General features: G+C 72.4%; 11 protein-coding genes. 7 read left to right on the top strand and 4 right to left on the bottom strand.

Features of this window, described 5'->3' with window-relative positions:
* Window positions 1–43: 43 nt before the first annotated feature.
* The 5 genes from FHX32_RS00275 (at window position 44) to polA (ending at window position 6634) form a co-directional block, all read left to right on the top strand.
* On the top strand, window positions 44–1027 hold the full coding sequence (locus tag FHX32_RS00275) for a branched-chain amino acid ABC transporter permease (protein ID WP_088992850.1): 984 nt from the start codon (window positions 44–46) through the stop codon (window positions 1025–1027).
* Window positions 1024–2181, top strand: a complete 1158-nt coding sequence (locus FHX32_RS00270; protein ID WP_167178372.1) for an ABC transporter permease subunit — start codon at window positions 1024–1026, stop codon at window positions 2179–2181. Before FHX32_RS00275 ends, FHX32_RS00270 begins: the two co-directional genes overlap by 4 nt.
* A complete protein-coding gene (locus tag FHX32_RS00265) occupies window positions 2174–3115 on the top strand; it encodes an ABC transporter ATP-binding protein (RefSeq protein ID WP_167178370.1) in 942 nt (313 codons plus the stop codon). Before FHX32_RS00270 ends, FHX32_RS00265 begins: the two co-directional genes overlap by 8 nt.
* Complete coding sequence (locus tag FHX32_RS00260; RefSeq protein ID WP_088992853.1) at window positions 3102–3815, top strand: ABC transporter ATP-binding protein; 714 nt, start codon at window positions 3102–3104, stop codon at window positions 3813–3815. Before FHX32_RS00265 ends, FHX32_RS00260 begins: the two co-directional genes overlap by 14 nt.
* Window positions 3816–3934: 119 nt before the next feature.
* A complete protein-coding gene (polA, locus tag FHX32_RS00255) occupies window positions 3935–6634 on the top strand; it encodes a DNA polymerase I (protein WP_167178368.1) in 2700 nt (899 codons plus the stop codon).
* Window positions 6635–6748: 114 nt separating this feature from the next.
* Here the strand turns inward: polA and FHX32_RS00250 are convergent, their stop codons facing one another.
* From FHX32_RS00250 to FHX32_RS00240, 3 genes are read right to left on the bottom strand one after another with little or no spacing between them, the layout of a single operon-like run.
* Complete coding sequence (locus FHX32_RS00250) at window positions 6749–7177, bottom strand: DUF3140 domain-containing protein (protein ID WP_167178327.1); 429 nt, start codon at window positions 7175–7177, stop codon at window positions 6749–6751.
* Window positions 7167–7385, bottom strand: a complete 219-nt coding sequence (locus FHX32_RS00245) for a hypervirulence associated TUDOR domain-containing protein (protein WP_167178329.1) — start codon at window positions 7383–7385, stop codon at window positions 7167–7169. The genes FHX32_RS00250 and FHX32_RS00245 overlap by 11 nt, the downstream gene beginning before the upstream one ends.
* Window positions 7386–7425: 40 nt before the next feature.
* Window positions 7426–8235: a methyltransferase domain-containing protein gene (locus tag FHX32_RS00240; protein WP_167178366.1), complete on the bottom strand. Its 810-nt coding sequence runs from the start codon at window positions 8233–8235 to the stop codon at window positions 7426–7428.
* 502 nt (window positions 8236–8737) lie between these two features.
* Between FHX32_RS00240 and rpsA the strand changes: the two genes are divergently transcribed.
* Both rpsA and coaE read left to right on the top strand, forming a co-directional pair.
* A complete protein-coding gene (gene rpsA, locus FHX32_RS00235; RefSeq protein WP_167178364.1) occupies window positions 8738–10228 on the top strand; it encodes a 30S ribosomal protein S1 in 1491 nt (496 codons plus the stop codon).
* 319 nt (window positions 10229–10547) lie between these two features.
* A complete protein-coding gene (gene coaE, locus FHX32_RS00230) occupies window positions 10548–11729 on the top strand; it encodes a dephospho-CoA kinase (RefSeq protein ID WP_167178331.1) in 1182 nt (393 codons plus the stop codon).
* Between the two features lie 56 nt (window positions 11730–11785).
* Here the strand turns inward: coaE and FHX32_RS00225 are convergent, their stop codons facing one another.
* Window positions 11786–13318, bottom strand: a complete 1533-nt coding sequence (locus tag FHX32_RS00225; protein ID WP_167178333.1) for a hypothetical protein — start codon at window positions 13316–13318, stop codon at window positions 11786–11788.
* Window positions 13319–13594: the final 276 nt, after the last annotated feature.

The following is a 13594-nucleotide window of genomic DNA, read 5'->3' as shown; positions in this document are numbered from 1 at the left end:
CCGGGGTGATCGCCCCGGCCGTACTCGATGCAAGGAGACCCCGGTGAATTTCGACGACCTCTTCGGCCACATCGGCCAGCACACCGTCGACGGACTGTCCAAAGGAGCGATCTACGCACTGATCGCCCTGGGCTACACCCTCGTCTACGGCGTCCTGCGTCTGATCAACTTTGCCCACTCCGAGGTATTCATGGTCGGCACCTTCGCGGTGCTCGGGCTGTGGACCGCGTTCGGGGTGGAGAACAACCCGCCGATCGGCCAGGCGGTGCTCTTCCTGGTGCTCGGCCTGATTGTCGCGGCGCTCGCCTCCGGCGGCACCGCCCTCGCGATCGAGCGCATCGCGTACCGGCCGCTGCGGCGCAAGAACGCGCCGCCGCTCATCTTCCTGATCACCGCGATCGGCCTGTCGCTGGTGCTGGTCGAGGTCTTCGGCCTGGTGCTGCCGAGACTCCTGGGTGACCTCGTGCCCTCGATGTTCGCCCGGGAGCGGATCATCCTCGGCATGCCGACGATCATCGAGCAGAAGACGCTGTTCACGATCGCGGGCACGGCGATCACCAACATCCAGTTGATCGTCTTCGTCGCCGCCGTGGTGATGATGGCGGTGCTGGACTGGTTCATCAACCGCACCCGGTACGGCCGGGGCGTGCGGGCGGTGGCGCAGAACCCGGAGACCGCCGCCCTGATGGGGGTCAACCAGGAGCGCGTGATCATGCTGATCTTCGTGCTCGGCGGCATCATGGCCGGCGCCGCCGCTCTGCTGTGGAGCATGCGGTTCGGCTTCACGCAGAGCAGCATCGGCTTCGTGCTCGGCCTCAAGGCGTTCACCGCGGCCGTGCTCGGCGGCATCGGTAACCTGCGCGGCGCGCTGCTGGGCGGCCTGGTCCTCGGCATCGTCGAGGTCTACGGCGCCACGCTCTTCAAGTCCAGTTGGGAGGACGTCATCGCCTTCATCGTGCTGATCGTGGTGCTGATGTTCCGTCCGACCGGTCTGCTGGGCGAGTCGCTGGGGAGGGCTCGAGCATGATCGACAAGATCAGGGACCTGGACCGCGGTCGGGTGAACGCCCTGCACGCGGTCGGTGACCGGTGGCGTGCGCTGCCGAAGTGGCAGCGGGGCCTGGGGTTCGTCGCCTTCGTGGTGTTCCTCTACTACCTGCCGCTGCTCGGCATTCCGGGCCTGACCTGGCTGCGGACCGACTCGATCGCCGGCGGCAGCAACTGGGCCGGTGTGCTCTTCACCTGCGCCATCTACGTGCTGGTGGCGATCGGCCTGAACGTCGTGATCGGTCTGGCCGGCCTGCTCGACCTCGGCTACATCGGCTTCTTCGCCATCGGCGCGTACGCCGTGGCGTTGTTCGGCTCGGTGAACTCGCCGGTGGTCAAGTGGTTCCAGCGGGAGTTCGACCTGCCCCAGACGTGGGCGGTGACGTGGGCGGTCTGCGCGTTCATCGCGCTGGTGCTGGCGCTGATCTCCGGGGTGCTGCTGGGCTGGCCGACGCTGCGGCTGCGCGGTGACTACCTGGCCATCGTCACGCTCGGCTTCGGCGAGATCATCCGGATCGTCGCGCGGAACATGGAGAACGTCACCAACGGCCCGCAGGGCATCTCGGCGATCCCCGGCCCCGAGGGGCCGCCGTCGGCGGACAACGGGATCTTCGGCCTGGTGGACGTGAAGCCGTGGTACTGGCTGGCGTTGACGCTCGTGCTGGTGATGGTGTTCGCGGTGCGCCGGCTGGAGCACAGCCGGGTCGGCCGGTCCTGGCTGGCGGTCCGCGAGGACGAGGACGCGGCCGCGGTGATGGGCGTGTACCCGTTCAAGTTCAAGCTGTGGGCGTTCGCCATCGGCGCGGCGCTGGGCGGCCTGTCCGGCTTCCTGTTCGCCAGCCGGTACGCGTTCATCGACCCGACGCAGTTCAACGTGAACCTGTCGATCCTGTTCGTGGCGATGGTCGTGGTCGGTGGCTCCGGCAACATGGTCGGCGTGTCGCTGGGCGCGGTGCTGCTGGCGTACCTGCCGGAGCGGTTCCGGGAGGTCGCCGACTACCGGTGGCTGGCCTTCGGTCTGGCCATGGTGCTGGTGATGGTCCTGCGCCCGCAGGGTCTGATTCCCAGCCGGCGGCGGGCCCGCGAGTTGCAGGACCGCGCGGCGGAGGCAGAGGAGGCGCCCGCTCATGTCTGACCAGAGCACCAGCACCACGGCGCCGAAGATCCCGACCCAGTCCGGGCCGCGGCCCGTGCTGCTCGAGGTCGACAACGTCACGCTGCGGTTCGGCGGTGTGGTCGCGCTCGACGGGATCAACTTCCAGATCAACGAGGGCGAGATCCTCGGCCTGATCGGCCCGAACGGCGCCGGCAAGACCACCACGTTCAACGTGATGACCGGGGTGTACAAGCCGACGTCCGGGGCGGTGCGGTTCCGCGGGGAGCGGGTCACCGGCCGCAAGCCGCACCAGATCAGCAAGCTGGGCATCTCCCGGACGTTCCAGAACATCCGGCTGTTCCCCGAGATGACGGCGCTGGAGAACGTCATGGTCGGGACGGACTCCCGGCACAAGACCAGCGTGCCCGGGGCGCTGTTCCGGCTCTACCGGGTGCGGCCGAGGCCGGAGGAGTTGCCGCAGGTCACGGCGAAGGCCGGGATCGCGCGGACGTGGCAGGAGGTGCGGCGGAGTTTCGCCAAGACCTTCGGCCTGTCCCGGCACATCCTGGAGGAGCGGGCGGCCGAGGCCAAGGCGATGGAGCTGCTGCGCTTCGTCGGCATCGCCGACCGGGCCAACGACGCGGCGCGCAACCTGCCGTACGGCTACCAGCGCCGGTTGGAGATCGCCCGGGCGCTGGCCACCGAGCCGAAGTTGATCTGCCTGGACGAGCCGGCCGCCGGCTTCAACCCGGCGGAGAAGGAGGAACTGCTCGCCCTGATCCGCAAGATCCGTGACAAGGGGCTGACCGTGCTGCTCATCGAGCACGACATGCGGCTGGTCATGGGGGTCACCGACCGGATCGTGGTGCTGGAGTTCGGCCGGAAGATCGCCGATGGCGTACCGGCCGAGGTCAGCCGGGATCCGAAGGTGATCGCGGCCTACCTGGGGGAGTCCACCGATGACGCTGCTTGAGCTCGAGAACGTCACCGTCGCCTACGGCCGGATCGAGGCGCTGCACGGCATCAGCCTCACCGTCAACGAGGGTGAGGTGGTGGCCCTGATCGGCGCGAACGGTGCCGGCAAGACCACCACCATGCGGGCCATCTCCGGCACCCGGTCGCTATCGGCCGGGAAGATCACCTTCAACGGGGAGGACATCAGCAAGCTCCGGGCCGACCTGCGGGTGGTCCGGGGGTTGTGCCAGTCTCCGGAGGGCCGGCAGATCTTCCCCGGCATGACGGTGATGGAGAACCTGGACATGGGGGCGTACACCCGGCGGGACTCCGCCGGCATCGCCGCCGACCTGGACCGGGTGCTGACCCTCTTCCCGCGGCTGGCCGAGCGGCGCAAGCAGGCCGGCGGCACGCTCTCCGGCGGTGAGCAGCAGATGCTCGCGGTCGGCCGGGCGTTGATGAGCCGGCCGAAGCTGCTGCTGCTGGACGAGCCGTCGATGGGTCTGGCCCCGATGGTGATCCGGCAGATCTTCGACATCATCGTGGAGATCAACCAGCAGGGCACCACTGTCCTGCTGGTGGAGCAGAACGCCCAGCAGGCGCTGTCCCGGGCGCACCGGGGGTACGTGCTGGAGACCGGCCGGATCGTGAAGGAGGGGTCCGGCCAGGACCTGCTGCACGACCCGGCGGTCAAGGAGGCGTACCTCGGCGTGGCCTGACCGCGTCATGACGCCGGCGGCCGTCCGTCCCCGAGGGGGCGGGCGGCCGCCGGCGTTTTCCGCCCGGGCGTGGTGCCGCCGGGTCGGGCTTGTCGGTGGTACGGACTAGAGTCGCCTCCGTGACAGCTACGACGCCGCGCCTGCTCCTCGTCGACGGACACTCCCTGGCATACCGGGCCTTCTTCGCCCTGCCGGTGGAAAACTTCTCCACCACGACGGGTCAGCCGACCAACGCGGTCTACGGCTTCACCTCCATGCTGATCAACGTGCTGCGCGACGAGCAGCCCACCCACATCGTCGTCGCCTTCGACGTCTCCCGCCGCTCCTTCCGTACCGAGAAGTACGCCGAGTACAAGGCCGGGCGCAGCGAGACCCCGACCGACTTCAAGGGCCAGGTCAGCCTGGTCAAGGAGGTGCTGGCGGCGCTGCGCATCCCGGTGGTCGAGAAGGAGGGCTACGAGGCCGACGACGTCATCGCCACCCTCGCCTGCCAGGCCCGCGACCAGGGCATGTCGGTGCTGATCACCACCGGCGACCGGGACGCGTTCCAGTTGGTCGGCGAGAACATCACGGTGCTCTACCCGCGCAAGGGCGTCTCCGACCTGGCCCGGATGGATCCGGCAGCGGTCGAGGCGAAGTACGGCGTGCCCCCGCAGCGCTACCGCGACCTGGCCGCGCTGGTCGGCGAGACCAGCGACAACCTGCCCGGCATCCCCGGCGTCGGCCCGAAGACTGCGGCGAAGTGGATCACCACGTACGGCGGGGTGGAGGGCGTCGTCGCCCGGGCCGACGAGATCAAGGGCAAGGCCGGCGACAGCCTGCGCGAGCGGCTCGCCGACGTGATCCGCAACTACGACATCAACTGCCTGGTCTCCGACCTGGAGCTGCCGCTGCGCCCGGAGGACGCCCGCTGGGCCGGCTGGGACCGCGAGGCGGTACACCAGGTCTTCGACACCCTGGAGTTCCGCATCCTGCGCGACCGGCTCTACCAGTACCTGGAGGCGGTGGAGCCGGAGGCCGAGGCCGGGTTCGACCTGGCCGGCGAGGTGCTCACCGAACCGGGTGGGCTGGCCCGCTGGCTGGGCGCGCACGCCCCGGCCGGCACCCCCGTCGGCGTGGCGGTCACCCTCGACACCGGTCCCAACCGGCGGCACACCGCCACGGTGACCGCTCTGGCGCTGGCCACCGCCGGCGGGGCGGCGGCCTGGGTGGACCCGGCCCGGCTGGACGCGGTCGACGAGGCGGCGCTCGCCGGCTGGCTGGCCGATGCCGAGCGGCCCAAGGTGCTGCACGACAGCAAGCCGGCCGTGCTCGCCTTCGCGGCGCACGGCTGGTCGCTGGAGGGCATCGTCCGCGACACCCAGATCGCGGCCTACCTGGCCCGCCCCGACCAGCGCTCCTACGACCTGACCGACCTGGCGCTGCGCTACCTGCACCGCGAGCTGCGGGTCGACGCGCCGGACGACGGCCAGCTCACCCTCGACGGGCTGGGCGACGAGGGTGCGGTCGAGCAGAACCTGATGCTCCAGGCCCGGGCCACCCTCGACCTGGCCGACGCGATCGACGCCGAGCTGTCCCGCGACGGCGAGCAGTCGGCCCGGCTGATGGCCGGGGTGGAGCTGCCGCTGATGCGGGTGCTGGCCGGCATGGAGCGCACCGGCATCGCCGCCGACACGCACTACCTGTCGGAGCTGGAGGCGCACTTCGCGGCCGAGGTGAAGGCCGCCGCGCAGGGCGCGTACGCGGCGGTCGGGCGGGAGTTCAACCTGGGCTCGCCCAAGCAGTTGCAGGAGATCCTCTTCGGCGAGCTGGGGCTGCCCAAGACCAAGAAGATCAAGACCGGCTACACCACCGACGCCGACGCGCTGCAGTGGCTCTACGCGCAGAACCCGCACCCGGTGCTGGCGCACCTGCTGCGCCACCGGGACGTGGCCAAGCTGAAGTCCACGGTGGACGGGCTGCTCAAGTCGGTCTCCGAGGACGGCCGGATCCACACCACCTTCAACCAGACGGTGGCGGCCACCGGCCGGCTCTCCTCGACCGAGCCCAACCTGCAGAACATCCCGATCCGCACCGAGGAGGGGCGGCGGATCCGCCGCGCCTTCGTGGTGGGCGAGGGATACGAGTGCCTGCTCACCGCCGACTACAGCCAGATCGAGATGCGGATCATGGCGCACCTGTCGTCGGACGAGGCGTTGATCGACGCGTTCAACTCCGGCGCCGACTTCCACGCCGCCACCGCCTCGTCGGTGTTCGGGGTGCCGGTCGCCGAGGTCACCGCCGACCAGCGGCGCAAGATCAAGGCGATGAACTACGGCCTGGCGTACGGGCTGAGCGCGTTCGGCCTCTCCCAGCAGCTCGGGATCAGCACCGAGGAGGCGCGCGGGCTGATGGAGAACTACTTCGCCGGGTTCGGCGGGGTACGCGACTACCTGCACGAGGTGGTGGCCCGGGCCCGGCACGACGGCTACACCTCCACCATCCTGGGCCGCCGGCGCTACCTGCCCGACCTGGTCAGCGACAACCGGCAGCGCCGGGAGATCGCCGAGCGGATGGCGCTCAACGCCCCGATCCAGGGCTCCGCGGCCGACATCATCAAGGTCGCCATGCTGCACGTCGAGACCGCGCTGCGCGAGGCGGGGCTGCGCTCCCGGATGCTGCTGCAGGTGCACGACGAGCTGGTCTTCGAGGTCGCCCCGGGCGAGCGGGCGGCGCTGGAGGCGCTGGTGCGGCGCGAGATGGGCGGGGCGTACCCGCTGTCGGTGCCGCTGGAGGTGTCGGTCGGCGAGGGCCGCGACTGGAACAGCGCCGACCACTGACCCGCCGCGCGTCCGCCGGGCACCCCACCCGGCGGACGCCCTGCCGGTGACCGAGCCGGCCGCGACGGGCGCTGGAAGCGTCGACGCCTCCCGGGCGCCGGCGCGACGGGTGGGTCAGCGGCCCGGTCCGCGGCGCGCCTTCGGTGGCTTGCCGTGCCGCTCCAGGGCCTGCCGGGACCGGCCACCCGGTGCCGGAAGCGACGCCTTGAGCGGGTCGTGCCCCCAGTTCATCAGCGAGTAGCGCCACCGGGTGTCGCGCACGTCGCCGCTCGGCCGCTGCGCCATGTGCCGCCGCACGTACCCGACGACCTTGCGCATGTGCCGGAAGTCGGTCTCGGAGAGTTCGCCGCGCTTGCGGCGCAGCAGGTCGATGATCCGGCGGCCCGACTCGTGGCCCACCGACTCGCCGCCCTTGGTGCCCTTGCGCCAACCGACGTGCTTCGACTCGTCGGTCTCCAGCCAGGACTTCAGCTCACCGGGCTTCATGTTCACCGCCTCGGTGAACTCCTGGTACGTCTGCTGCGGGTCCTCTCTACGGCTCATGGCGAAGCACCTCCGGTCGGTGGGCGACGTCCCGGCCCGAGTCGTCGTTGCGGATCCGGTACTGCGGGTGCTCCGGGGACGCGTTCACGGCGTGCCCGCGCACGTGCGTCCGGTCGATGAGTTTCTCCCTCACCACTCCGTACGCCCGGCCGCTGTGACTGGCCCAGGAGACGTGGTCGCCCTCGCGGAATTCCCTCTTCTCGGCCATACGCCCTGGCTACCCGGCGCCGGTGGCCGGAAACGGGCGGCTACCGGCGCGCGGGCTTCTCGGCGACGAAGATCGCGGTGCCGGGGAAGAGGCGGCCGCGCAGCGGGCTCCACTGCCCCCAGATCCCCTCGTGTCCCTCCGGCCACTCCGGTTCCACCAGGTCGACCAGGCGGAACCCGGCGCCGACCAGCTCGCGGATCCGGTCGCCGAGGGTGCGGTGCTGCTCGACGTAGGTGGCCGTGCCGGTCTCGTCCTGCTCCACGTACGGCGAGCGGTCGAAGTACGAGTGCACGGCGGTCAGCCCGCCCTCGCCCGGATCGTCGAGGAAGATCCACCGCATCGGGTGGGTGACCGAGAACACCCAGCGGCCGCCCGGGCGCAGCACCCGGAACACCTCGCGCATCACCGCCGCCGAGTCGGCCACGAACGGGATCGCGCCGAAGGCCGTGCAGGCGGTGTCGAACGCCTGGTCGGCGAAGGGCAGGGCCAGCGCGTCGGCCTGCACCAGCGGCACCCGTACGCCGGTGCGGGCGGCGGCGAGCGCGGCGTGCCGCAACATGCCGGCGGAGAGGTCCAGGGCGACCGGCCGGGCGCCCCGGGTGGCCAGCCAGCGGGCCGCGGCGGCCGCCCCGCAGCCCAGCTCCAGCACCCGCCGGCCGGGCAGCTCGCCGAGCAGCTCGACGTCGGCCTCGCGCACCCCCTCCGGGCACCAGACGAAGTCGACGTCGCCGAGGAAGGCACCGTGCTCGGCCTGGTAGTCGTCGGCGTCCGTGTCCCACCAGCGGCGGTTGGCCCGGCGGGCCTCGGCGTCGCCGACCCGGCGGCGGGTCACCCGGCTGTCGTCATCCACCCGCTCACGCTAGGCCCCGGCGGCAGCGCCCCGGCGCCCGGGCTCGTACCACCGACGCCCGCCGAGCACTGACCGCGACCGGGCCGCCGGACGGGTCGCGCGACCCGGCGGCCGGCGGGTGGCCGGAGGGTCGGGTCGGCCGGTCGGGGAGGATGAGGGGCAGGCTCCGGGCGGACGAGCCCCGATCGACCCGGAGGCCGATGGGGCTGCTGTGACGGACGAGACAGTCGTGGTGCTTTCCGGGCGATTTCTCGGCTTTCGCAGGTCACCAGGCGGCGAGGAGACGGGAGGGCTTGCACGCTGTGGTAATGCGCACGGTAGGCTAGACGATGCGCTCGCGGATCGTGTGCCTCGGCAGGGAGCAGGTGCGCGGTCTCCGAAACCACATCAGGATCTCACTTGGCGATCGTTCGGTGTGCCCGGCGACGGATCCGCTGGCGCGAACAGGTCACCGCGACGCAAGCCTGCGATGACACACCATCCGACCGGAGCAACCGCCCACATGACGAGCAGCATCGAGGCCCCCTCGAGCGCCACCAAGGTCACCGTCGACGACCTCGGCTCCGAGGAAGCTTTCCTCGCCGCGATCGACGAGACCATCAAGTACTTCAACGACGGCGACATTGTCGAAGGCACCGTCGTCAAGGTCGATCGGGACGAGGTCCTGCTCGACATCGGCTACAAGACCGAGGGCGTCATCCCCTCTCGGGAGCTGTCGATCAAGCACGACGTGGACCCGGCCGAGGTGGTTTCGGTCGGCGACCACATCGAGGCCCTTGTCCTCCAGAAGGAGGACAAGGAGGGGCGTCTGATCCTCTCGAAGAAGCGCGCGCAGTACGAGCGGGCGTGGGGCACCATCGAGAAGATCAAGGACGAGGACGGTGTCGTCCGCGGCTCGGTCATCGAGGTGGTCAAGGGTGGCCTCATCCTCGACATCGGCCTGCGCGGCTTCCTGCCCGCCTCCCTGGTCGAGATGCGGCGCGTGCGCGACCTGCAGCCGTACGTCGGCCGCGAGCTCGAGGCCAAGATCATCGAGCTGGACAAGAACCGCAACAACGTGGTCCTGTCCCGCCGGGCGTGGCTGGAGCAGACGCAGTCCGAGGTGCGCACCGAGTTCCTCAACAAGCTGCAGAAGGGCCAGGTCCGCAAGGGCGTCGTGTCCTCGATCGTCAACTTCGGCGCGTTCGTCGACCTCGGCGGCGTGGACGGTCTGGTGCACGTCTCCGAGCTCTCCTGGAAGCACATCGACCACCCGTCCGAGGTCGTCGAGGTGGGCCAGGAGGTCGAGGTCGAGGTCCTGGACGTCGACCTGGACCGCGAGCGGGTCTCGCTGTCGCTGAAGGCGACCCAGGAGGACCCGTGGCGGCAGTTCGCCCGCACCCACGCGATCCAGCAGATCGTGCCGGGTAAGGTCACCAAGCTGGTGCCGTTCGGCGCCTTCGTCCGGGTGGACGACGGCATCGAGGGCCTGGTCCACATCTCCGAGCTGGCCGAGCGTCACGTGGAGATCCCGGAGCAGGTCGTCCAGGTCGGCTCCGAGGTCATGGTCAAGGTCATCGACATCGACCTGGAGCGCCGCCGGATCTCGCTGTCGCTCAAGCAGGCCAACGAGGGCTTCGTCGAGGGCGAGGAGCACTTCGACCCGACCCTCTACGGCATGGCCGCTACCTACGACGCCGAGGGCAACTACATCTACCCGGAGGGCTTCGACCCGGAGACCGGCGAGTGGCTCGAGGGGTACGAGAAGCAGCGCGAGACCTGGGAGCAGCAGTACGCCGAGGCGCGTCAGCGCTGGGAGGCCCACACCAAGCAGGTGCAGACCTCCCGGGCCGCCGACGCCGAGGCCGCTGCCAACCCGGCCCCGGCGGTCAGCGGTGGCGGCGCCACCTCGACCACCCCGGCCCCGAGCCGGCAGGCCGAGGAGCCGGCCGGCACCCTGGCCACCGACGAGGCGCTCGCCGCGCTGCGGGAGAAGCTCGCCGGCGGTAAGTGACCCGCTGAACGACGACGGGCCCCGTCCCCGCGATCCGTGAGATCGCCGGGGGCGGGGCCCTCGCCGTTCCCGCCCGGCTCGCCGGTCGCGGGCACGTCGGGTCGGCCTGTCGCTCGACGCCCTGGGTGATCGTGCTCGATCCCGGACGCAGTGGCATCCGGGACACTCCGAAGCCACTGCATCCAGGATGGTGCGCGACCCTGCGGGAGCCCCCAGGAGGCACGCCGCCCGGCCCTGAGCGTCGGCGTGGCCCGGCCCGGCCCCGGGCGGGCAGCTACCCGGACTTGGCGGCCTGATCGTGACCAGGTTGACTGGTGCCGTGCTGAGGGTGGGACTGACCGGAGGAATCGGCTCCGGCAAGAGCGCGGTGTCGGCCCGGCTGGCCGAGCGTGGCGCGGTGGTCATCGACTCCGACCGGATCGCCCGGGAGGTGGTCGCACCGGGCACCGAAGGGCTGGCCGAGATCGTCGCCGCGTTCTCCGAGCGGGTGCTCGGCGCCGACGGAGCGCTGGACCGGGCGGCCCTCGGGGCGGTGGTCTTCGCCGACGAGGCGGCCCGCCGCCGGCTGGAGGCGATCACCCACCCCCGGGTCCGGGCCCGGACCGTCGAACTGGCCGCCGCGGCGGGACCCGACGCGATCGTGGTCAACGACGTACCGCTGCTGGTCGAGGTGGGGCTCGCACCCACGTACCACCTGGTGGTCGTGGTGGAGACGGCGGTGGCGCTGCGGTTGGAGCGACTGGCCCGCGACCGGGGGATGGAGCGGGCGGAGGCGGAGCGGCGGATCGCCGCGCAGGCCGACGACGACCGCCGCCGGGCGGCGGCGGACGTGCTGCTGAGCAACGACGGCAGCCTGGCCGACCTGCACGCGGCGGTCGACGCGCTCTGGTACGACCGGCTGCTGCCGTTCGCGGCCAACCTGCGGGACCGGCGGGTGGTCCGGCCGGCGCGGGTCGAGCTGACCGAGGCCGATCCCACCTGGCCGCGGCAGTACGCCCGGCTGGCCGCCCGGATCCGGCACGCGCTCTCGCCCGCCGAGCCGCGGATCGACCACATCGGGTCCACGGCGGTGCCCGGACTCGCCGCCAAGGACGTGATCGACATCCAGCTCACCGTGCCGACCCTCGCCGACGCGGACGGCGCGTTCGCCGAGCGGCTGGCCGAGGCCGGCTTTCCGCGGCTGCCCGGCGAGTGGTGGGACAATCCGCGCCCGACCGGCAGCGGCCGGTGGCCCAAGCGGCTGCACGGCAGCGCCGATCCGGCCCGCCCGGTCTACCTGCACATCCGCGAGGTGGACTCGCCGGGCTGGCGGTACGCCCTGCTGATGCGTGATCACCTGCGTGCCGACCCCGACCAGCGGGCGGCGTACCTGCAGCTCAAGCGGGACCTGGCCACCGCCGCCCCGGACAGCGCCACCTACAGCACCGCCAAGGACCCCTGGTTCGACGAGGAGCACCTGCGGGCCGAGGCATGGGCCGCGCAGACCGGGTGGCGCCCCTGACGAGGGGCGCCGTCCCGGCCGGAGACCACCGCGCGTGCTTCAGCCGTCGGCCGTGCTCAGCCGTCGGCCGGGCGGGCACGGCCCGGTGCGGGAGCGGTCCACCGGGGCACCGAGCCGGGCGTCAGGTCGAGCTGGGCCCAGGCGCCCGGCCGGGTCCGCAGCTCCAGCCGGCGCAGCAGCCCGGACCGGTCGACCCAGTAGCGCAGCAGTGCCCGCGAGGTGCGCAGCTCGACGACGTCCACGGTCCGGCCGTCCAGGCTGTCGCCCCGGACCCGTACCGCGTCGCCGCGCTGACCGGCCGAGCCGCCGGCCCGCAGCGCCGCGCCGACCAACAGGTCGAGGTCGTCGGCCCGGGCCGGGCCGGCCCGCCAACCGTCACCCGGCCGGGGCAGCGGCGGCCGGCCGGGTGCCTCGGCGGGGCCGGGCACCGCGGTGGCCGGCAGGTCCGCCCGGGTGGTGCCGTCGGGACCGTGGTGCAGCAACGTACGGCGGTTCGGCCGGCCGAGGTCGGCGACCGTCAGGTACGCGGTGCGCCGGGTCCAGCTCAACCAGCCGGCGCCGCGCAGGTTCGTCTCGGTGCCCACCGGCGCGGTCAGGGTGACGGTGGCGCCACCGCGGGCGCGCAGCCGGCCCGGCAGGCGGTCCAGCCGGTCCTGCTCGGCGGCGGTGAGGGCCCGGGGCAGACCGGGCCGCCCGCCCAACGCGTCGACCGGGCGCAGGGTGGGCCGGTTGGTGCGGTTCAGTTGCACCGTCACCGGGCCCACCTCGGTCAGCCGGGTCTCCAGCCGGTGCAACCGGGCGGACCGGTCGAGCCAGTAGCGCGGGTGCTCGGCGGTGGTCAGGCCGCTCGGCGGCGGGGCCTGGAGGATGTCCACCGGCTCGGCTCCGACGGTGTCCCGTCCCAGCCAGCGGGCGGCGTCGGGGGCCGCGCCGGCCGGTTCGGGCCGGTCGGCGGCGAGGCGGAAGAGCAGGTCGAGCAGCCGGGCGAGGCCGTGTCCGGCGGGCAGGTCGTGCAGCCGCCAGCGGTCCGCCGGGGGCACCAGCGGCGGCGGGGCGGGCGTCGGCACGGCGGTGGGGTCGGGCCGCAGCAGCACCACCGTCGGCGTGGCCTGGAGCAGGCCCCGCTCCGCGCCGGCGCCCGGCCCGCCCACGTCCAGGTAGACCAGCGGCCGGGACCAGTCCACCCAGCCGATCAGTTCGGTGCGGGCCGCGCCGTCGCCGGTGGTCACGTGCAGGCCGGACCGCAGGTCCCGGTAGTTGGTGACCCGCATGGCGGCGAGCCGCTCGTGTTCCGTCGCGGTCAGCGTCCGGGGCTGTTCCGGCGGGTCGGGCGCCCAGCTCAGCAGCCCGGCGACCAGTGCGGCGGCGGAGACCGTGGCGACCACGGCGAGCGCCAGGAGGGTGGTCCGGCGGCGCCGGGCGAGCCCTCGGCGCAGGCCGCCCGGGCCGCGCCGGACCAGGTCCGGCCCGCCGTCCAGCACCCGGCGGATCGCCTCCTGGTCCCGGGTCAGGATCCGGCGGGCGGCGCCCGGCGTCACGGCCGCGGTGGGTTCGACCGAATGGCGGCGGCGGGCCCTGCGTCCGGTCACGGCCGTGGCGGGCTCGGTGGGGGCGGGGTCGTGCGGTTGGGTCGCGTCCGAGGTCACGGCCCCGGTGGCGGTGGTTGCCGAATGGCGGCGGCGGGCCACGGCACGGCGCAGGAGCCCGGTCCACCGGCTGGCCGGTGCGGCGTTCGCGGGGCGTTGACCGGGAGGCGGATGCTGGTGGCTGTCGTCGGGCCTGCCGTCGGCGTCGCGGCTGCGCGCCGGTCGTGAGGTCTCCACAGGTAGTTGAACGGGTCGGAGCGGGCCGGGGTGACGAGCATG

This window comes from Micromonospora sp. CNZ280 (genome assembly GCF_011759515.1).
This window is presented reverse-complemented; position numbering and strand designations above follow the sequence as displayed.